Annotated in this window: 17 protein-coding genes and 1 other RNA gene; 4 read left to right on the top strand and 14 right to left on the bottom strand. The window is 58.5% G+C overall.

All coding sequences use genetic code 11. From position 1 onward, the window contains the following. Positions 1-87: 87 nt before the first annotated feature. On the bottom strand, positions 88-834 hold the full coding sequence (fnrL, locus tag ACLGGT_RS09775; protein WP_008281590.1) for a transcriptional regulator FnrL: 747 nt from the start codon (positions 832-834) through the stop codon (positions 88-90). Between the two features lie 83 nt (positions 835-917). On the opposite strand from fnrL, the gene hemN reads away from it, so the two are divergent. Further along, positions 918-2,273, top strand: a complete 1,356-nt coding sequence (hemN, locus tag ACLGGT_RS09770) for an oxygen-independent coproporphyrinogen III oxidase (protein WP_081506916.1) — start codon at positions 918-920, stop codon at positions 2,271-2,273. 5 nt (positions 2,274-2,278) lie between these two features. Here hemN and ACLGGT_RS09765 read toward each other — a convergent pair whose 3' ends face one another. The 5 genes from ACLGGT_RS09765 to ACLGGT_RS09745 form a co-directional block, all read right to left on the bottom strand. Then, positions 2,279-3,874 (bottom strand): ABC transporter ATP-binding protein, encoded by a 1,596-nt coding sequence (locus tag ACLGGT_RS09765; RefSeq protein ID WP_037298003.1) that lies wholly within the window; start codon positions 3,872-3,874, stop codon positions 2,279-2,281. After that, positions 3,871-4,977, bottom strand: coding sequence for an ABC transporter permease (locus ACLGGT_RS09760; RefSeq protein WP_037298139.1), 1,107 nt, complete (start codon positions 4,975-4,977; stop codon positions 3,871-3,873). The genes ACLGGT_RS09765 and ACLGGT_RS09760 overlap by 4 nt, the downstream gene beginning before the upstream one ends. A 7-nt stretch (positions 4,978-4,984) precedes the next feature. Continuing rightward, on the bottom strand, positions 4,985-6,079 hold the full coding sequence (locus ACLGGT_RS09755; RefSeq protein WP_437195894.1) for a microcin C ABC transporter permease YejB: 1,095 nt from the start codon (positions 6,077-6,079) through the stop codon (positions 4,985-4,987). 18 nt (positions 6,080-6,097) lie between these two features. Further along, positions 6,098-8,032, bottom strand: a complete 1,935-nt coding sequence (locus ACLGGT_RS09750) for an extracellular solute-binding protein (protein ID WP_257898185.1) — start codon at positions 8,030-8,032, stop codon at positions 6,098-6,100. A gap of 158 nt (positions 8,033-8,190) precedes the next feature. After that, positions 8,191-9,318, bottom strand: a complete 1,128-nt coding sequence (locus tag ACLGGT_RS09745) for a c-type cytochrome (protein ID WP_437195892.1) — start codon at positions 9,316-9,318, stop codon at positions 8,191-8,193. 119 nt (positions 9,319-9,437) lie between these two features. On the opposite strand from ACLGGT_RS09745, the gene ACLGGT_RS09740 reads away from it, so the two are divergent. Then, complete coding sequence (locus ACLGGT_RS09740; RefSeq protein ID WP_437195890.1) at positions 9,438-10,280, top strand: prephenate dehydratase; 843 nt, start codon at positions 9,438-9,440, stop codon at positions 10,278-10,280. 15 nt (positions 10,281-10,295) lie between these two features. On the opposite strand, the gene ACLGGT_RS09735 is transcribed toward ACLGGT_RS09740, so the two are convergent. Continuing rightward, positions 10,296-10,616 (bottom strand): hypothetical protein, encoded by a 321-nt coding sequence (locus ACLGGT_RS09735; protein ID WP_232279215.1) that lies wholly within the window; start codon positions 10,614-10,616, stop codon positions 10,296-10,298. A 201-nt stretch (positions 10,617-10,817) separates the two neighbouring features. Next, a complete protein-coding gene (gene nudC, locus ACLGGT_RS09730) occupies positions 10,818-11,789 on the bottom strand; it encodes an NAD(+) diphosphatase (RefSeq protein WP_151977019.1) in 972 nt (323 codons plus the stop codon). 231 nt (positions 11,790-12,020) lie between these two features. Here nudC and ACLGGT_RS09725 point away from each other — a divergent pair, with 231 nt between their 5' ends. Both ACLGGT_RS09725 and ffs read left to right on the top strand, forming a co-directional pair. Next, positions 12,021-13,967 (top strand): bifunctional 2',3'-cyclic-nucleotide 2'-phosphodiesterase/3'-nucleotidase, encoded by a 1,947-nt coding sequence (locus ACLGGT_RS09725; protein WP_437195888.1) that lies wholly within the window; start codon positions 12,021-12,023, stop codon positions 13,965-13,967. Continuing rightward, positions 13,966-14,062: signal recognition particle sRNA small type (gene ffs, locus ACLGGT_RS09720), an RNA gene on the top strand. Before ACLGGT_RS09725 ends, ffs begins: the two co-directional genes overlap by 2 nt. Positions 14,063-14,676: 614 nt before the next feature. On the opposite strand, the gene ACLGGT_RS09715 is transcribed toward ffs, so the two are convergent. From ACLGGT_RS09715 to ACLGGT_RS09690, 6 genes are all read right to left on the bottom strand, one after another. Beyond that, positions 14,677-15,276, bottom strand: a complete 600-nt coding sequence (locus ACLGGT_RS09715; protein ID WP_037298000.1) for an ANTAR domain-containing response regulator — start codon at positions 15,274-15,276, stop codon at positions 14,677-14,679. Further along, entirely contained in the window at positions 15,269-16,438 is a 1,170-nt protein-coding gene (locus ACLGGT_RS09710; RefSeq protein ID WP_219435423.1) for a transporter substrate-binding domain-containing protein, read from the bottom strand. Before ACLGGT_RS09710 ends, ACLGGT_RS09715 begins: the two co-directional genes overlap by 8 nt. Positions 16,439-16,454: 16 nt before the next feature. Continuing rightward, complete coding sequence (locus ACLGGT_RS09705; RefSeq protein ID WP_437195886.1) at positions 16,455-17,561, bottom strand: AAA family ATPase; 1,107 nt, start codon at positions 17,559-17,561, stop codon at positions 16,455-16,457. 95 nt (positions 17,562-17,656) lie between these two features. After that, positions 17,657-18,700, bottom strand: coding sequence for an aliphatic amidase (locus ACLGGT_RS09700; protein ID WP_008281575.1), 1,044 nt, complete (start codon positions 18,698-18,700; stop codon positions 17,657-17,659). 45 nt (positions 18,701-18,745) lie between these two features. Next, entirely contained in the window at positions 18,746-19,447 is a 702-nt protein-coding gene (gene urtE, locus ACLGGT_RS09695) for an urea ABC transporter ATP-binding subunit UrtE (protein ID WP_008281574.1), read from the bottom strand. 2 nt (positions 19,448-19,449) lie between these two features. After that, entirely contained in the window at positions 19,450-20,178 is a 729-nt protein-coding gene (locus ACLGGT_RS09690) for an ABC transporter ATP-binding protein (RefSeq protein ID WP_037297998.1), read from the bottom strand. Between the last annotated feature and the right edge of the window lie 2 nt (positions 20,179-20,180).

Below are 20,180 nucleotides of genomic sequence, written 5' to 3'. Positions count from 1 at the left end.
ATAGCGCAGCTTGGGCGGATTGGGGGCCAGCCCCCAAACCCCCGAGGTATTTAGAGCCAGATGAAGCCCTGCAAAAGGCGCAAGGCCTCAGATCAGCATGCCGCCGTCGCTGTCATCACCCGCCTCTTCCAGCAGGCGGTTGAAATCCGGCACGGTGACGCGGCGCTTGCCCTCAAGCTCGATCACCCCGTCCTTTTTCAGAGCAGACACCTGACGGCTTACCGTTTCGAGCGTCAGGCCGAGGTAATCCGCCATCGCTTCGCGCGTCAGCGGCAGATCAAACACCAGCGGCCCGCGCGTGCCGTTCATGTTCAGCGTGGCATCGCGCCGCGCAATGATCGCCATTAATGAGGCAATTTTTTCACGCGCCGTTTTGCGGCCCAAAACCAACATCCACTCCCGCGCCGCATCAAGCTCGTCCAGCGTCATTTCGAGCAGGCGCTGCGCGATATGCGGAGTGCGCACCATCATCTCTTCAAACGGTTTCTTGCGGAAACAGCACATCACCATATCCGTTACCGCCACAACGTCATAGGCAGCGCTGCTGCGCCCCGGCCGGCCCACGAAATCGCTGGGCAAGAGCAAGCCCACCATCTGCGTGCGCCCGTCCTCCATTGTCTGGGTCAGCGTCGCAATCCCCGATACGACCGAACCCACGAAATCCATCGGGTCGCCAGACCATATCAAGGTCTGCCCCGATTCGTAGCTTCGGTAGTATTTGATCTGATCCAGCAGCGCCAATTCATCGGATTCGCATCGCGCACAAACGGCCCGATGCCGGATCGGACAATCCCCGCATTCATGGGGGATGATCGAGGCTTTCTCTTTCAGCATGGAGTTTCCACTATTCGGGGTGCTGTCAGGGTCGGTTGATTTAAATCAATGCGGGATGGCAAGTTCCTGTTAACTCTAGGGGTATGGACACAAAAACTCAACTAGGCAAACTGGGTCTCTTTGATGCCAAAGTGCCGCGCTACACCAGCTACCCGACCGCGCCCCACTTCAACCGCGATGTGGGGCAGGATCAATTTACAAGCTGGATCAACGCGATACCGGAAGGCGCAGAGATTTCTCTCTATGTGCATGTGCCGTTCTGTCGGCGGCTTTGCTGGTTCTGCGCCTGCAGAACCCAAGGCACCCAGACAGATGCACCCGTCGCGGCCTATCTTGAAACGCTCAAGACCGAGATCGCGATGCTGGGTCGGCAGCTTCCACGCGGTGTGCGCCTGTCGCGCCTGCATTGGGGTGGCGGCACGCCCACGCTTCTCTCGCCCGGCATGATGAGCGAATTGGCGGGGGCCATCCGTGATATCGCCCCCTTTACCGACACCACCGAATTCTCGGTCGAGATTGACCCGAATGAAATAGACGCCGCGCGTCTCGACGCGCTCGCGGGGGCCGGTATGAACCGCGCCTCAATCGGGGTGCAGGATTTTGACGAGCAAATCCAAAAGAGCATCGGTCGGATGCAGGGCTATGACATCACCCGCCACGCGGTCGATGAAATCCGCGCCCGCGGCGTCAAAAGCCTGAATGCCGATATCCTTTATGGTCTGCCACATCAGAACCGCGCCCGCATCACCGAGAGCGTGCAGAAACTCTTGTCGCTCAATCCCGACCGCGTTGCGCTCTATGGCTATGCGCATGTGCCGTGGATGGCCAAGCGCCAACAGATGATCCCCTCGGATGCCCTGCCCACACCGCAAGAACGTCTGGCCCTGTTTGAAACCGCGCGCCGTCTGTTTCTGTGGGACAATTACGACGAAATCGGTATCGACCATTTCGCCACCGCCTCTGACGGGCTGAGCGTGGCGCAAAAATCCGGGCTGCTGCGTCGCAATTTCCAAGGCTACACCGACGACACCGCCGAGGTGTTGATCGGCTTGGGGGCCTCTTCCATCTCGCGCTTTCCGCAAGGCTATGCGCAGAATGCCCCCGCGACAGGGGCCCATACCGGTGCCATCCGCGACGGACGCTTTTCAACCACGCGCGGCCATATCTTTTCCCCCGAGGACAAGCTGCGCTCGCGTATGATCGAAATGCTGATGTGCGATTTCCGCATTGATAGCACCGAGATTTTCCGCGAATTTGCCATCCCCGCCGCAGAGTTGCAGGCGATGCTCTCTGCCGTGGAACGCCGCTTTGACGGGCATCTGAAACTCGACGCCACCGGCCTTTCCATCCCGCTCGAGGCGCGCCCGCTGACCCGCATGATCGCGCGCCAGTTCGACACCTATGAGATGAACGCCGACGGCCATTCTTCGGCGATCTGAGGGGATCACACCTCTGTGCGCCCCTCAAGCGCCGCTGCCAGCAGCTTGCGCGCATAGTCGGTTTGCGGCGCGGTAAACAATGTTTCGGCATCGCCCGCCTCGACCACATCGCCATCTTTCATCACCATCACCCGGTGACTCATGGCGCGCACCACATGCAGATCGTGGCTGATAAAGAGATAGGCCAGCGCATATTTCCGCTGCAATTCCCGCAAGAGATCGACGATCTGCACCTGCACGGTCATGTCCAGCGCACTGGTCGGCTCGTCCAATACCACCAGCTTGGGCCGCAGGATCATGGCGCGGGCAATCGCGATGCGCTGCCGCTGCCCACCTGAAAATTCATGGGGATAGCGATCCATCATGGCTGGGTTCAGCCCCACCTCGTCCATCACCTCTGCCACCAAGTCCCGCTCGGGCCGCCCATCGGGGTTGCCATGCACGCCCAGCCCCTCGGCAATGATCTGCGCGGCGGTCATGCGCGGGCTCAGGCTTCCGAATGGGTCTTGAAAGACGATCTGCATTTCGGCCCGCCGACGCCGCAACTCGCGCGTGGACCAGCCATTCACATCTTCACCCGCAAAGCGGATGCCGCCCTCAGACGCAATCAGCCGCATGATCGCCAAGGCCAGCGTGGTCTTGCCCGACCCGCTCTCGCCCACGATGCCTAGGGTTTCGCCCGCCCGCACGCTGAGCGTGGCGGCATTCACCGCCTTCACATGCCCCACAGTGCGTTTCAAAAACCCCTTCTGGATCGGGAACCAGACCCGCAAGTCATGGGTTTCAGCCACCACCGGCGCACCCTCTGTCACCGGCGACGGCAGCCCAACGGCCCGCGCGCTCAGCAGTTTGCGGGTATACGCATGCTGAGGGGCTGCAAAGACATCCGCCACTGGCCCAGCCTCGACAATCTCGCCGTCTTTCATCACGCAGACCCGGTCAGCAATGCGCTGCACGATCCCCAGATCATGCGTGATAAAGAGCAGGCCCATCCCCTCTTCGCGCTTTAATTCCGCCAGCAATTCCAAAATCTGCGCCTGAATGGTCACATCCAGGGCGGTGGTCGGTTCGTCGGCAATCAGGATGTCGGGCTTGTTGGCCAAGGCCATCGCGATCATCACCCGCTGCCTTTGCCCGCCAGATAGCTGATGCGGATAGGCCCCCAGACGGCTTGCCGCGTCACGAATACCCACGCGCTCGAGCAATTCCACAATCCGCCCGCGCGCCGCATCGCCGGTCAGCCCCTGATGCAACTCTAGGCTTTCTCGCAACTGCTTTTCCAATGTGTGCAGCGGGTTGAGCGATGTCATCGGCTCTTGAAAGATGAAACTGATGTCATTGCCGCGCACCTGCCGCAGGCGCCGTTCATCCGCGCCGACCATCTCTTGCCCGGCATAGGTGACAGAGCCTGTGACCTGCGCCGACGACCCCAAAAGCGACACGGTCGACAGCGCTGTCACCGATTTGCCCGAGCCAGACTCGCCCACCAGCGCCACGGTTTCCCCCCGGTCCACGCTGAACGACACGCCTTTGACCGCCGGGATTACCTGCCCGTCCTGCCGAAAACTGATCCGCAGGTCTTTGACCTCCAGCATACTCATTCAAAGGTCTTTCTGGGGTCAAAGGCATCGCGCACGCCCTCAAAAATGAAGACCAAGAGCGACAGCATGATGGCAAAGGCAAAGAAGGCGGTAAAGGCGAGCCAGGGCGCTTGCAGGTTCTGCTTGGCCTGTAGCGTCAACTCCCCCAGCGACGGGGCCGAGGACGGCAGGCCAAAGCCCAGAAAATCCAATCCCGCCAAAAGCGAAATCGTCCCGGTGATGACAAACGGCAGCATCGTCAGCGTCGCCACCATGGCATTTGGCAGCATGTGACGAAACATGATCGTAAGGTTGGATACGCCCAACGCCTTGGCCGCACGCACATATTCCAGATTGCGCGCCCGCAGGAATTCGGCCCGCACCACACCCACCAAAGCCATCCAGCCAAACAGCACCGTAATCACGACAAGCAGCCAGAAACTGCGCGGTAGGATCGCGAAAAGGATGATGATCACGTAAAGCTGCGGGGTTGAGGCCCAGATTTCGATGATCCGCTGGAAAATAAGATCAGTGCGCCCACCAAAATAGCCCTGCACCGCCCCCGCCGCGATGCCGATCACCGACGAGAGCGCCGTCACGATCAGCGTGAACAGCACCGACAACCGGAATCCATAGATCACCCGCGCCAGCACATCGCGCTTGGTGTCATCCGTACCCAGCAGATTTTGCCCATTGGGCGGCAGCGGGGCCGCACCGGGCCGGTCCACAGTGGTATTGTAGCTATAGGGAATGGGCGGCCAGATCGCCCAACCCTTGGCAATCTCTTCGCCTTCGACCACCCCATCCTCGGCATCCGCAATCACGCCCTCGGGATCGTCAAAACAGATATCCAATCCACCCGACGCAATCAGACAGCGCACCTCGGGGTCACGGTAAATCGCCTCAGTCTCGAAATCGCCACCAAACTCTGTTTCCGGATAAAACCTGAAAATCGGCATGTAGAGTTCGCCGCGATATTGCACGAGGATCGGTTTGTCATTGGCCACAAACTCGGCAAAGAGCGTGATGGTGAAAATCACCGAAAACAGGATCAGCGACCAATAGGCCCGATTGTTGCGCCGAAAGTTGCGCCACCGGCGTTGGTTGAGCGGCGAGAGACGGATCACCCGATCAGCCCTCCCGTTTTTCAAAGTCGATCCGTGGATCAACCAGCACATACATCAGGTCAGACAGGATCCCCACCACAAGACCAATGAGGCCAAAGAGAAAGAGCGTTCCGAACATCACCGGATAATCGCGCCCCACGGCGGCCTCGAACCCCAGCCGCCCCAGACCATCAAGGCTGAAAATCGTCTCGATCAGGACAGAACCGCCAAAAAACACCCCGATGAACACCGCCGGAAAGCCCGCAATCACGATCAGCATCGCATTGCGGAACACATGCCCATAAAGCACCTTGCGTTCGCTCAGGCCCTTAGCGCGCGCGGTCATCACATAGTGTTTCTTGATCTCGTCGAGAAAACTGTTCTTGGTCAACAGCGTCAGCGTCGCAAAGGCCGAAATGGTCGAGGCAATGACCGGCAAGGCGATATGCCAGAGGTAATCGCCGATCTTTCCCAACAGGCTCAGTTGCTCGAAATTATCCGACGTCAGGCCACGCAAGGGGAAGATCTGGAAATAGCTGCCCCCGGCGAACAGCACCAACAGCATGATCGCAAACAGAAACGCCGGAATAGCATAGGCCACGATGATGACACCGCTGGTCCATGTGTCAAACTTGGTGCCGTCACGCACCGCCTTGGCCACACCAAGAGGGATCGACACGATATAGGCAATAAGCGTCGACCACAGGCCCAGCGTAATGGAAACCGGCATCTTTTCCAGAACCAGATCCAGCACTTCGATCTTGCGGAAATAACTCTCGCCAAAGTCAAAGCGCATGTAATTCCACATCATGTTGAAAAACCGCTCCAAGGGCGGCTTATCAAGCCCGAATTGCTCTTCCAGCTCCTTGATCAGTTCCGGCGGCAGGCCCCGCGCCCCAAGGTATTGGTCATTGCCGCCGGCAGCCCCCACCATCTCTTGCCCGGTGTCAGAGCCAGAGCCAGAAAAGCTCTCGAACACATTGCCCTGCCCCTGCATATTGGCAATCATCTGCTCGACCGGGCCACCCGGCACGAATTGCACCAGAGCAAAGTTGATCACCATGATGCCAAAGAGCGTGGGCACGATCAGCAACAGCCGCCGCAGGATATAGGCCCCCATCTCAGTGGCTCCTCAGGATCACAGCGCGCCCGCGTCTTTCAACGCCTGCGCCTTGTCGGCGTCATACCACCAGAAATCGAGCACGCCCGTCGCATAGGGCGGCAGCGGGTCTGGGTAGGCATACATATCCCAATAGGCCACCCAGCTTTTGTCCAGATACCATGTCGGGATCATGAAAAACTCATAGCGCAAGGCACGGTCAAGTGCGGTCAAGGCCACGTCCTGTTCTTCCTTGCTGCCGGACTCGAGCGCGCGGTCAATGATCGCGTCGATCATCGGGCTTGCCAGCCCTGCCGGGTTGAACAGGCTGAACGCCGCCTCCTTGCTGCCATAGCGCTGATGCAGGCCGGTGCCCGCCTCCAGAAACGCCACATAGCTGTCAAAGATCAGGTCATAATCGCGATCCCGCTCGCGCGCGGTGTATTGCGCGGCGTCGATTTTGTCGAACTTGGCATCAATCCCCATCAGCTGCAGATTGCTCACAAAACTCTCGACCACCGCCGACATGGTGGCAGAGCCAGAGGCCGAAATCGGGATTTCGATCTTAAGCACCTCGCCCGCCGCATTTCGCCGCTTGCCATCACCGCCCACGGCCCAACCGGCCTCGTCCAAAAGCTTCATGGCCACGCGCAAATTGCGCCGGTCATTCAGGCGCTCACCATCAGAGGTATGCGCCATCACCGCAGTCGCGGTCAGCATCTCTTCGGGCACGATATCGCCCAAGGATTGCAACAGCGCCAATTCCGCCCCCTCGGGCGCGCCCTTGGCCTCGAGCGGGGTGTCCTGCACAAAGGAGTGTCGCTGCTTGAAGAGGTCATATTGCAACGACGAATTGGTCCATTCGAAATTGAACCCCAGCGCAATCGCTTGCCGCACCCGCTTGTCCTGCAACTTTTCGCGGCCCAGATTGAAGACGAACCCCGAGGGTGTCGGCGGCAATCCATCGGGCAATTCCGCCTTGACCACATAGCCCGCATTGGCCGCCGGAAAATCATATCCGGTGGCCCATGTCTTGGAATTTCCCTCAGGCCGGAATGTGTAGATCCCCGCCTTGAACGCCTCGAACGCGGCATTGTCATCGGCAAAATACTCGATCCGGATGCGGTCGAAATTATGCCGCCCCTTGTTGATCGGCAGGTGCCAGCCCCAATACTCCGGGTTGCGCTCATAGACGATGTTGCGGTTCACATCATAGCTTTTGACCTGATAGGGGCCTGATCCCGGTGCCGCCTCCAGCCGTGGCTCATCCAGCCGCGCGCCGGTGTCCTCATACCATTTGCGTGGAAACACTGGCGTGCCGCCCACCTGATCAATCAGCGACCGGCGTGAAATCCCGTCCGCAAAGGTGAACTTGACGGTGTGATCATCCAGCGCCTCGGCGCTCAACACCCGCCGCTTGACCGCATCGGCATAGGATTTCAGCCCCTGTTCCAGAAACAGGTTGTGTGAAAACACCACGTCATGCGCCGTCACCGGCGTGCCGTCGGCAAACTTTGCCTCGGGGCGCATGTGGAAGATTACCCATGTTTTGCCAGCGTCATATTCCAGGCGTTCCGCCAAGAGACCGTAGCCCTCGTTATAGCTGTCTCCCGGCAGTGGCTCGCCGCTCGCCTCGGACGCGCCCAGCAGGCTCTCGTAAACCATCCAAGACAGCCGCCCGGCCCGCCCCTGCCGCGCGTAGGGGTTCATCGAATCGAATGTACCAGGCGCAAAAAGCGAAATTTCCCCGCCCTTGGGCGCTTCGGGGTTCACATAGTCGAAATGCGCGTAATCGGCGGGGTATTTCAGATCGCCGTAAAACGAATAGCCATGAGACGAGATCACCTCATCTTGCGCCAAGACCGCCTGCGCCATCAGCGTCGCAATCGAGAACCCGATCATCGTCACCCGAAGCCGCCATGGCACCAGACTCGCAAAGGTTCGGGTTTTGGTCAGGGTGTTCCGTACGGTCATGCCATCCTCCTCCTGCCGCACCCATTATCTGGTGCTTCATCGCGTGCTGGCAAGCTAAGGAGGGGGCGCGTCTTGTTCAAGCGCCGATCCTGTCCTCTGCCTACGAAAAAGGCCGCCACCCAAACCGGGCAGCGGCCTTTTTTTCAATGTGGCGCGGCTCAGTTCGCGGCGCTTTGCAGGTAGCCGATCAAATTTGCGCGATCCGCCTCATCCTTGAGGCCCGGAAAGCCCATGCGATTGCCGGGCGCGAACGCACGCGGGTTTTCGATCCAATCACTCAACTTTTCAGGCGTCCATGTGCCTTCAAGGCCCTTGAGCGCGTCGGAATAGGCAAAGCCCTCGACGTTGGCGATGTCACGGCCCACGATCTCAAAGAGGTGCGGACCAGCCCCGTTTTTACCATCTTCCAGCTTGTGGCAGGCACCACAGCGACGATAGAGCTTTTCACCCTCAGCAATATCCGCCGCAGCCACGAGTGCCGCAAAATCGGATGCGCCGGCGTCCGCCGCAGGTTCAGCCGCAGCTTCTTCTGCCGCAGGTTCAGCCGCCGCTTCTTCCGCTGCAGGCTCCGCTGCCGCTTCCTCAGCCGCAGGTTCAGCCGCTGCTTCTTCTGCCGCAGGCTCCGCTGCTGCTTCTTCTGCCGCAGGCTCTGCCGCCGCTTCTTCCGCTGCAGGCTCCGCTGCCGCTTCTTCTGCCGCAGGCTCTGCCGCCGCGTCTTCTGCTGCAGGCTCTGCTGCGGATTCTTCCACCGGCATTTCAAAAGTCGTGCCATCGGTCTGGTCGAGATAGGCGATCAGATCGGCACGATCCTCAGCCTTGCGCATCCCGGCATAGCCCATCGAGGTTCCGGGCGCGTAACCCTTGGGGTTCTCCAGAAACGCATCCAGCTCAACCGGGGTCCAGACCTGCGCGACGGCAGTCAGAGCGCCGGAATACGAACCGTAATCGGCGACGCCGCCAACCTCACGTCCCACAACACCATAAAGATGTGGGCCCACCTTGTTCTCGCCATCAACCACCGCGTGACAGGCGGCACAGTTGCGGAACAGGCCTTCGCCATTGGCAGGATCAGCAGAGGCCATCAACTCGGCGATGCTCGGGCCCTCGTCCACAACTTCTTCCGCTTCATCTGCGCCGGTGTCGATCACATAGCCCTGCGCATGATCCTCGCCATGGCCCCCGCCCACCGAATAGATAGACTCAGCGGCCCAATTGCCCAAAAGGAACACCAAGAGCGCGCCGCACAGCGCACCCGCGGTCTTTGTCATCGTCATTGTGTCAAACATAGGCCCGTTTCCATTTGATCCGTCGTTGGCCGCGTATCTATCCGCTTCCCCTACCGGCGCGCAAGGTGTAGTTTCCGCGACCAAACGCCCGACCGGCCCAAAAATACGGAAAATCACCTATGACCGACCGCATCGCCTTTCAGGGAGAGCTTGGCGCCTACTCGCACCAAGCCTGTCGCGAGACCTATCCCAAGATGGAGGCGCTTCCTTGTCGCACCTTCGAGGATGCAATTTCTGCCGTGCGCGAGGGACAAGCGGAGCTTGCCATGCTGCCGGTCGAGAACTCCACCTTTGGCCGGGTCGCCGACATCCATCACCTCTTGCCCGAATCGGGTCTGCACATTGTCGGCGAGGCGTTCGTGCGGGTGCATATCAACCTCTTGGCCCTGCCCGGCATACGCCTCGACGAAATCGAAAGCGCGATGAGCCACACCATGCTTTTGGGCCAATGCCGCGCCTTTCTTGAACGCCACGGCATCCACCGCGTGACCGGCGCCGATACCGCTGGCTCCGCCCGCCACGTCGCCGAAGCAGGACAGCCGGAAATGGCGGCCCTTGCCAGCGAACTTGCGGGCGAGATCTATGGTCTCGACGTGATTGCCCGGCATATCGAGGATCAGGGCAACAACACCACCCGCTTTCTCGTCATGGCGCGCGAACCGGATTTCTCGGCACGCGGCGAGAATGGCATGATGACGACCTTTGTCTTTCAGGTCCGCAACATCCCGGCAGCCCTGTACAAGGCGATGGGCGGCTTTGCCACAAACGGCGTCAATATGACCAAGCTCGAAAGCTATATGGTCGGCGGTTCCTTCACCGCGACGCAGTTCTATGCCGATATCGAGGGGCATCCCGATGATCCGGCGGTCGCCCGCGCGCTTGACGAGCTCGATTACTTCACCTCGAACGTCACAATCTTGGGCGTTTACCCTGCTGATCCGCGCCGACACGATACCGACTGAATACCGACGCTGTTTTTAGAGGGATCGCGTATACCGGTCCTCAACCTCTGCCGCGTATTCCGCCAGACGCACCTTGAACCGTTTGGTCAGGTTATTGCGTGCCAGCCGCAGCGATTGCATCATCAACCGCGCCGCCAACGTGCGCGGCTGCAACACCAGCGTGACCGTCATCCGCGTCCGCCCCCGCGACAGCGCCACCAGTTCCACAACCATCTGCCCCTCAATCGCGGGCGAGATCACACCCAGCTTGATTCCATTGGGCGGATCATATTCAGCAACGGTCACATCAACCTTGCGCTGCTTGCCACGCAGTTTGAACACGGCATGCCAACTCATGCCGACCCCTGGCACCTTTAGCTTGTCAGTGCGCCGCACATCCGCGCCACGCCGCAAAGCCGAGCGCTCAAACCCTTGAAAGTCCGTTATTTCCTCAAAAACCCGCTCAATGGGGGCTTCAATGTCTTCCTTGCCGGTGAACTGCATCCCCAGACCGCCCTTTTCGGTTTGTTATCGCTTTTGCCCACGCGCATTGTTGCCTCAATCCAGACAGTCGGCAAGCCAGTTCTCAAGCAGGAAATGCGCAATCGCTCCCTTGCGCGCAGGCATCAGGAACGGATGCTCGCCTGCAAAAGCCGCGAGGATCTCTTCACGGCTCATCCACAGCGCATCTTCAATCTCATGCGGATCAATCGTGATATCCTCGCTCAGCGCTTCGCCACGACAGCCAAACATGAGCGATGCGGGAAATGGCCAAGGCTGGCTTGCCAGATAACTGACCCGTCCCACCTTGATCCCCGCCTCTTCCCAGACCTCGCGACGCACCGCCGCCTCGATGGTCTCGCCCGGTTCTATGAACCCCGCCAAAAGAGAATACATCCCCTCGGGCCACCCCGGAGATCGCCCCATCAGAACCGAATTTCCACGCGTTATCAACATGATCACCACAGGGTCGGTGCGCGGAAAATGCTGACCGCCACAGTGATCGCAAGCCCTTTGCCACCCCGCGCGGATCATCCGGCTTTCTTTGCCGCAGCGCGCGCAGAACCTGTGCGTGAGGTGCCAGCCAAACACCGCCTTGGCCGTCGCTGCCAGCTCTGCATCGCGTGGGCTGAGCCGAGTCATTACCCGACGCAACTCGGCAAAGGCGCTTTCTTGCGGCAGGTCCGGATGCACCTGCTCGGAGGCATCGAGAAAGCTATCAAGCTGATCCGGTTCCAGCCCCGGTGGCACCCAAGCGGAAATGTCATGCGCCAAGATCAGGTCGCCACTCTCATCTCGCCCCAATAGGATCGGCGGCACCTTGTACCGTGTCAAAACAGGATGATCGGGCGCCAAAATGACCAACTCATCCAGCGTCTCTGCGCGCAAGAGCGGTTTACCCCGCCAGAGTACGATCGACCGCGCACGCCCCTCTGTCATCGCCGCCTGAAGCAAGGCTTCGTCAGAGCGTAGCTCATCCGCCCGGTTCAGCCCTGATCCCCCGAATGTAACCTGTTCCGACGTTCGCATCACGCGTCTCCTTTGCCTGCCCCTCTACACAACGCCCATGACCGCAAGACAAGCCCCAAGGGGCACAAAGCATGGGCACATGACAGTTTGCAACTTATAGTGTATTGCCCAGGACACGCAGACGTGCAAACCTGCCTAAGCCTCTGGCAACTATTATGATTGCAGCCAGCAAAGGCGGTTTGAATTCCACGGCACCTCCGGGCGTGAACCCGGCCTCAGAGCGTTGACGATTTGACCGAATCCACCATTACTCAGACGCCCCCTTTGTCCGCCTGTGGTGCCACCCTGCGCCTGCGGATATTGCAAACTACCGATGTCCACGGAAACCTTCTGCCTTTTGATTATTACACCAACCAGCCCGACCGCCCGTGGGGTCTGGCCCGGCTTGCAACACAGATAAAGCGCGCACGATCCGAAGTCGGAGCCGAAAATTGCCTGGTTCTGGACAATGGCGATTTTCTGCAAGGCACGCCGCTCACCGATCTTACTGCACAACCCGATAACGGTTGGACCGGACCACATCCAATCCTCGCGGCGATGAATGATATCGGCTATGATGCGGGTACAATTGGCAATCACGAGTTCAATTTTGGCCTTGAGTGGCTGATGGACACACTGGCTCAGGCACGCTTTCCCTTGACCTGCTGTAATGTGCTGACGCGCCGTGGCGGGACGCCGGTCGACGATACAACCCTTTTGCCACCCTATCTGCTGCTCAACAAACAGATGCAGGATCGCGATGGTGGATCGCATAGTTTGCGGATTGGCCTGTTAGGCCTTGTGCCGCCACAAATCCTGACATGGGATCACGCGCGTCTATCGGGCCGGATTGACGTGCGCGATATGGTCGAGAGCGCGCGGGCTTGGGTGCCCACCCTGCGCGCTTTGGGGGCGGATCTGGTCCTGCTCTTGGCTCATACCGGCATCGACCCCGGCCCCGACCGCCCCTTTATGGAAAACGCCGCCCGCGCGCTTGCCCGCCTGCCCGGCATCGACGCGCTTCTGGCAGGCCACAGCCACAAAAGCTTTCCCAGCACCGATCACAATGGCATAGCCGGAGCGAACGCGAGCAACGGCACCCTCCACGATACACCCTGCCTGATGGCGGGATTTCGCGGCAACCACCTCGGTCAGCTTGACCTGACCCTGACCCACGATGGCAACGCATGGCAGGTGACTGGGCATGACTCCCGTCTTTTGGCTGTGTCCAGCGCGCAACCCTGCCCAGCAATCTGCATCGCGGCCGACGCCGCGCATCGCCACACCCTCGCCCTCACAGCGCGTGAGATCGGCCAGACCGCGGCTCCACTCCACAGTTATCTCACCCTCTTGCGCGACGATCCGATCCTGCATCTCGTCAATGACGCACAGCGCCGCGCCTTGACTTTGGCCTTGGCCAATAGCCCGCACGCCGGGCTGCCGCTGCTCTCTGCCTCCGCCCCCTTCAAAACCGGTGGGCGTGGGGGCCCTGCGCATTTCACAGATATTCCCAAAGGCCCGCTTCTTCTGCGGCACATAGCCGATCTCTATAGCTTTCCCAACACGCTCTGCGGTCTATTGGTTACGGGGGCAGACCTGCGCGACTGGCTGGAGCGCGCCGCCATCTGCTTTAACCAAATCAACCCCGGCCTGCCCGATCAGCCACTGCTTGATCCAAGCGTGCCGGGGTATGATTTCGATGTGATCGACGGGCTTAGTTATACCATCGACCTAAGTCAGCCAGCGCGTTACGATCTTTCTGGTGCGCTTATTCATCCCAAGGCGGCGCGCATCCAAGATTTATGCTTTGCGCGCAAGCCTGTCCGCCCAGACACGCCTTTCATCATTGCCACCAATAGCTATCGCGCGCATGGCGGCGGGCCGTTTGCGCCTCTGGCGGAACGAGGGTTGATCTACTCCGGCACCCGCACAGTGCGTGATCTGCTGGCCGATCATGTTGCGGCGGTGGGCCAGGTCGTACCGGCACCGCGCCCCACATGGCGCTTTGCGCCGCAGCCCGGAACCCGCGTCACGATAGAGACTGGCCCCGGCCTGCGCGCCCATCCCGCCGACATCGCCGCCTTGGACGCCGTCGACCTCGGCATTACGGACGCGGGGTTCTTACGTCTCGGCATGCCCTTGCCGTTTGCCCAGCCTACCCTTGCGCATCCCGCAGCAGCGGCCTATATCACCCCTTGAGAGGTTGGCGCGGGCAGGCACCTCGCCAACCCGGTCAGGTCCGGAAGGAAGCAGCCGTAACGAGCCCCGCTTGGGTCGTTGTCCAGCCTCTCACCCTACCCCCTTAGGTCACCAAAGAAAAAACCCCGTTTAAAAACGGGGTTGTAGTTTCTCTATCGTCACTATTGGAAGTGTAGAAGCTTGCCCAGAGCAGCGAATAAGATTAGCAAAATGCTGCACGAAAATGCGACTGTTATCCCCCAAGATGCGGGGTAGCAATCTCACGCTTGCTCATTTGTTTCTTGGCTGTCGCGAGTCATGCCTTCTCAGACAGGCATTTGAACAGCGCGACGTTCCACGGTCAGCAGCGTTATAGAGCCGCCAATATCAAGGCGGGCAGGCCCAGCATACCTGTGCAAATGATACCGATTGAAATTCCTAGGCCCTTGAACATTTGGTGTCTCCCACTTTGATGATTTCATTATTTGAAATTAGAGCAAAGCGCCGCAGTCCAATGCGGCAGGCTGCCGCAGCTTCCAAAAGCGCATCAAAAGCGACCTGACACATGGCTTTGAACGGACGGGGAAAACTGAACCTTTACATGCCAAAAGAGTATCGTGACGCGGCCAAGAACGCGGCTCTGCGGGCTCAGTCTTTTGCAGACTGAAACACTAGCCACCTTCGACCTAGGGGAATGATGTCGGTTGGAGAGAAAGGGAGAACGACAGATCTAGGTATCGCCCATGTTACTCAGGATGCTCTCTGCATTAATGATGGACTGTGCAATCTCGGTGGTCGTTGTACGCTTTGCCATCGCTTGTTTGCGGATGAGATCATAGGCTTCGCGCTCGGTGATACCCCGGTGCCGCATGAGGATAAACTTGGCATCATTCACCTTCTGCACATTCTCAAGTTTTTCGCGCAGCTTCGACAGATCTTTTTCATAGCGCACTTGTTCCGATTGAAATCGCCGAGCCATCAACATGCTGCTCAGCACGCCTGCTGCGCGCACGGGTTTCATCAATACCGAATGTGCGCCAATCTCTAGAATAACATCCAACGTGGATGGGTTTTCATAGCCGACAATGGCAATCGTCGTGATCGGGCGTTCGCGCCGGTCAAGAAATGCTTTCAATTCCTGCGGTGATTGGTCCGTGACGTCTACGAAAACCATATCGAACTTGTCCGGTAGGGTCCGGGGTAGCGGCCACATATGTTCGAAACTACAGCCGATCCTGTTTACCTGCTGCAAAAGCTCATCTGCGCTACGGTCACGCGGATGCACCAAGAGAACGTTTTGATCCCGTAAGTCCTGGATCAGGTCATGCATGACGCCCGCCGCTTGTCGTTACCTTATGCGTGCGAAAGCTCCAATCATGGATCGCCGGGTAAACGAGATAGGGGTCCGGCTTGATCGCGCGACGCACCTTGAGGTCGATTTCAAACTCTCCCTCAGAGTTGACCACAGCTATCCGGGATTGCAGATAGGTGTGGTTATTGTCCGGATCGACCTTGATCTGGCCTTGGGGCGCATCGAAGGCTTCGCCCAACAAGGCCTCTCGCAGGCAATCAGTATCCATTTCCCCGGTCTCCTCTAACGCTGCCGCGAACAGATGCACCTGACTATAAGCCGCTTCGCAGCAACTGGTGACATCAATAGTGGAACCGAATTTCTGTTCATAGGCCTTCAGAAAGCGACGGTTTGCCAAGGAACTGATCGACCGGAAATAGGGGGCGGCTGTGATGTGGCCAACGGCGGCCTCAGCGCCGATAGCGCTGATTTCCCCTTCGTTCGTGGTAAGACTGGCGATCGGACAAACCCGTCCATCGCCACCCACAGCGTGATAGGCACGGTAGAACTCGATGCAGGACTGACCCACGATTGTTGAAAAGATCGCATCTGGCCGCGCATCCCGGATTTCATCGAGCACAGCGCGGAACCCCTCGGCGCGCGTCTCAAGATCAAAATACCGCTCGCCAACGACTTCACCACCACCTTGCCTTAGGACATTGCGCATCACACGATTGGATTCGTAGGGGTAGATGTAGTTGGAGCCGACAAAGAAAATCCGCTTACCGTAAGCGCTCATCAGGTAGTTCGCTAGCGGCACACTGTTCTGGTTTGGGCAGGCCCCGCCATAGATGACATTTGGCGAATATTCAAAACCCTCATAAAGGGTGGGATAAAAGAACAGGGCATTCCGGCGCTCAACGACCGGCAAAACCTCTTTGCGCGACGACGACATGTAGCAGCCGAAAATGACGCTTACCTTGTCGTCTACGATCAGGCGTTCGGCCAACTCTCCGTATTGGGTCACAATCGAGCCGGGGTCATAGCTGACCGCCTCAAGTGGGCGTCCGCGCACACCGCCGCGCGCGTTGATCTGATCCAAGGCGAGCAACGCGCCATTCAGCTGCGACTGTTCAATGATCGAAGTGACGCCCGTCGTTGAAAAGAGCAATCCGATCTTCCAGCTTTCCTTTTGTGTCACGTATTGATGCCTTCATTCAGGAGTATTGGAACTGGACCTGGCCATCTTTATGATCTGCGAACACCAAGGTCATAGCCTGACCAGAGGCGGGTGCATCCGGGGCGGGCCCGTCAAGCAGAAAACCTGCCAATGGAAATTCTAGGTTGCGCCGGATGGCCCGGCGTAGCCCTCGCGCGCCGAACCGCTTATCATATCCCTCTACCGAAAGAAAATCCCTCAGGGTTGTGCTGATACTCAGCGACAGGTCATGTTTCCTGAGCCTACGGTTCAACCTGGCCATCTCGACATCAACCAGAGCTGGCATCTTGTCGCGTGATATCCAGTTGAATGTATCAACATGATCTATCCGGTTGACAAGTTCTGGTGGGAACCGATCCAAGAGGCTGTTCATCACGATATCGTGGGCACGTTCACGCCGCGACTTGCCAGAGTTCCTGATACGCTGCCAAAGATTACCGCTGTTCTCATCCAAGGCCATCAGTTCCCGAGCCCCGAGGTTCGAGGACATGAACACAAGCGCATTCCGGAACGAGTAGGTGCGTTCGCCAGAGGCCACAGTCAAAAGCCCATTATCAAAGACATTCATGAGGGCGAGCACGACCTCATTGCTTGCCTTTTCAAGTTCGTCAAATAGGACAAGCCCCGGCAAGTTGCGTGTGCCCTCGATTTTTTCCTGATCGAGAATGGTCGTTCCTTCTTTAGACCCCACATAACCCGGCGGAGCACCGGTGAGGGCAGCGGCGTAATGCTCTTGTGAAAGCGTATTCATGTCGATCCTGCAAAACGCATCGGCATCCCCATAAAGGGCACGTGCCAAGGTGCGAACGGTCTCGGTTTTACCAACGCCAGTTGGCCCGCAGAACAGAATTGTCGCCAAGGGTTTGCGGGGGTCTCCGATATCGGCGCGGACCACTTTGAGAATTTCCAAAAGCTGTTCGAGACTTTCGTCCTGACCGATTATGGCCGCCCGCAACTCGGCTTCGACCTGGTCGAGGTCAAAAGTAAACCGAGTTTGCAAGCCTGCGTTTGGTGTCGTGCCCTTGGTAGACGATGCGCCAGTCATACGGGCATTCTCGTCGGCCAGTGCTGACGCAAGTTTTTGCTGGCGGGCAGTGTCGTGCAAGCGGTCCGTCAAAAAAGGCATGGCATTTCCAGAAGCTTAGAGAGGAAATGGAACGGCGCACTGACGCGCCGTTCCCAATGAGGGCAAAAGGCCGGTCAATTCGCCTCTTTTTCCTTGGCCCCCGTTGGCAAGCCGCCGACCGGACAGCATGCCACACCCACAGTTGTGCGGGTAAAGGATTCCACCTGCTCTCGGGTTTTCTCTGCGTCGTTGACCCAGTTTCGGTAGAACTCAAACGGGCATTCGGCCACGCCCTTGTCGCCATCGCCCGAGGCATGGATGCCTGTGTAGCCACGATGCAAAAGCTTGAAGAGATGGTTTTGCGACTGGTCATTGGCGCGGGCATCACGGATCTCAGGAATAGAGAGCTGTGCATATTGGATGCCCATTTCCTCTTCGCCACATTCGCCCAAGGTGCGCCCATCAAAGCCGATGATCGCCGAATGGCCAAAGTAGCAATAGACCCCGTCAAACCCCGCCGCATTAGCGACAGCGACATAGGTGTTGTTGGCCCAAGCCATGGCCTTGGCCATGATCACCTGCTGGTCTTTGGCCGGATACATATAGCCTTGGCACCGCACGATGAGTTCCGCACCTTTCATGGCGCAGTCCCGCCAGATTTCGGGATAGTTGCCATCGTCGCAGATGATAAGGCTGACCTTGAGTCCCTTGGGACCATCGCAGACATAGGTCTTGTCACCGGGATACCAGCCCTCGATCGGGTTCCAAGGCAGCACCTTGCGGTACTTCTGCACGATTTCACCCTTGTTGTTCATCAAGATCAGCGTGTTGTACGGGGTTTTCTTGGGGTGATCTTCATGGCGTTCGCCAGTGATCGAGAACACGCCCCAGGTGTTCGCCTTGCGGCAAGCCGCCGCAAAGATCTCGGTCTCCTCGCCGGGGATGGTGGCTGCGGTCTCCATCATCTCGTCGGGGTCATACATAATGCCTTGGGTGCTGTATTCCGGAAAAATCACGAGATCCATACCGGGAAGCCCCCGCTTCATGCCGACGATCATGTCCGCAATCTTGTGGGCATTTTCAAGAACCTCGGCCTTGGTATGGAGCCGGGGCATCTTGTAATTCACGACCGCCACGCCAACCGTGGTATCGCTGCTGGAGATGTCACCATGTCTCATGTCTTTTCCTTTCCTTGATGCGCTTCATTGCTGATTGCCCGACCTTCAGAAGGTCAGGTGCTTCTCCACGACAGAGTCGGTGAGATCCTTGCTGAGCCCGCTTAGAACAACGCGGCCCTTGTCGAGCACCATGAACCGGTCAGATGCTCGGCGGGCAAAGGGGACGTTCTGTTCGACCAGAATGATCCCAAGTCCGCGTTCTCTATTCAGGCGGATAATGGCGTCCTCGATCTGTTTGACGATGTTGGGCTGGATGCCTTCGGTCGGCTCGTCGAGGATGAGGATTTTGGGATCCATCGCCAAGGCCCGCGCAATGGCCAGTTGCTGCTGTTGTCCACCCGACAGATCGCCGCCCTTGCGCCCGATAAACTCGTCGAGAATTGGGAACATCTCAAAGAGGTAGTCGGGAATTTCCCGCTTGCCGTCAGGACGGGCAAAAGTGCCCATCACGATGTTTTCCCGAACCGTAAAGTTCGGAATGATCTCGCGACCTTGGGGGATATACGCGATGCCCAGCTTTGCCCTTTGCGATGTGCTTCGGCTCAAAAGGTCCTGTTCGCCAAAAATGAGCCCGCCATCGCAACGGTCTGTTAGCCCCATGATCGACTTGAGAAGTGTCGTCTTGCCAACGCCGTTCCGCCCGAGGATTGCCAAGAACTCGCCGGGCTCCAAGTCAAACGAGACGCCCTGTATCACCGGGCTCTTGCCGTAGAAGGAATAGAGGTCCTTTGCCTGCATGGTTTCCATGATCAATGCCCCAGATATGCGGTTTTGACGTCTTCGTTGGTCTCGATCTCTTGGATCGTACCCTGCGCCAGCATGGCCCCACGGTTCATGACCACGATCCTGTCAGCGACGGTGCGCACAAAGGACATGTCATGCTCGACGACGATCAGTGTGTGACTGTCCGAGAGCACACGAAAGATTTCGGCTGTGCGCTCGGTTTCCTGAATGGTCATCCCTGCGGTGGGTTCATCCATCAGGATCAACCGACTGTCCTGCGCAATCAGCATGGCAATTTCGAGCCATTGGGTCTCGCCGTGAGACAGGTTTCCCGCAAGATCGTTTGCCTTTGCCTCCAGCCCGACACGTTCGAGGATGGGGGCCGCTGCATGCCCGTCTGACAATGCAAAACGCGTGAGAGCGTGCCAGATTCCCGGTCGACGCGACCGCGCGACTGACAGATTTTCGGCGACGGTCAGTTCCTTGTAGACGGACGGCACCTGAAACTTGCGCCCGATCCCCAGACGCGCGCGCCGGAACTCCAGCATCTGTGAGATTTCCGTACCTTCAAAACGGATCGAGCCGCCTGTGGGTTGGGTCTTGCCGCAAATCAGGTCAAGCGTTGTCGATTTGCCAGCGCCGTTAGGACCAAGAAGGCAAAGGATCTCGCCTTGGGCCACATCAAAGCTCAGCCCATCAACGGCGCGCAATCCGCCAAAATCCACTTGAAGGTTCGTTACTTGTAGTTGGCTCATCG

Source organism: Roseovarius sp. MS2 (genome assembly GCF_051447875.1).
Classification (GTDB): domain Bacteria; phylum Pseudomonadota; class Alphaproteobacteria; order Rhodobacterales; family Rhodobacteraceae; genus Roseovarius; species Roseovarius mucosus_A.
Note: the sequence above shows the minus strand (reverse complement) of the source record. Positions and strands in the feature narration are given on the sequence as shown.

Excerpts from the sequence above, each read along its gene's own strand:
- fnrL (WP_008281590.1), bottom strand. The coding sequence starts at position 834 with ATGCTGAAAGAGAAAGCCTCGATCATCCCCCATGAATGCGGGGATTGT.
- hemN (WP_081506916.1), top strand. The coding sequence starts at position 918 with ATGGACACAAAAACTCAACTAGGCAAACTGGGTCTCTTTGATGCCAAA.
- ACLGGT_RS09765 (WP_037298003.1), bottom strand. The coding sequence starts at position 3,874 with ATGAGTATGCTGGAGGTCAAAGACCTGCGGATCAGTTTTCGGCAGGAC.
- ACLGGT_RS09755 (WP_437195894.1), bottom strand. The coding sequence starts at position 6,079 with ATGGGGGCCTATATCCTGCGGCGGCTGTTGCTGATCGTGCCCACGCTC.
- ACLGGT_RS09750 (WP_257898185.1), bottom strand. The coding sequence starts at position 8,032 with ATGACCGTACGGAACACCCTGACCAAAACCCGAACCTTTGCGAGTCTG.
- ACLGGT_RS09745 (WP_437195892.1), bottom strand. The coding sequence starts at position 9,318 with ATGTTTGACACAATGACGATGACAAAGACCGCGGGTGCGCTGTGCGGC.
- ACLGGT_RS09740 (WP_437195890.1), top strand. The coding sequence starts at position 9,438 with ATGACCGACCGCATCGCCTTTCAGGGAGAGCTTGGCGCCTACTCGCAC.
- ACLGGT_RS09735 (WP_232279215.1), bottom strand. The coding sequence starts at position 10,616 with ATGAGTTGGCATGCCGTGTTCAAACTGCGTGGCAAGCAGCGCAAGGTT.
- nudC (WP_151977019.1), bottom strand. The coding sequence starts at position 11,789 with ATGCGAACGTCGGAACAGGTTACATTCGGGGGATCAGGGCTGAACCGG.
- ACLGGT_RS09715 (WP_037298000.1), bottom strand. The coding sequence starts at position 15,276 with ATGCATGACCTGATCCAGGACTTACGGGATCAAAACGTTCTCTTGGTG.
- ACLGGT_RS09700 (WP_008281575.1), bottom strand. The coding sequence starts at position 18,700 with ATGAGACATGGTGACATCTCCAGCAGCGATACCACGGTTGGCGTGGCG.
- urtE (WP_008281574.1), bottom strand. The coding sequence starts at position 19,447 with ATGGAAACCATGCAGGCAAAGGACCTCTATTCCTTCTACGGCAAGAGC.
- ACLGGT_RS09690 (WP_037297998.1), bottom strand. The coding sequence starts at position 20,178 with ATGAGCCAACTACAAGTAACGAACCTTCAAGTGGATTTTGGCGGATTG.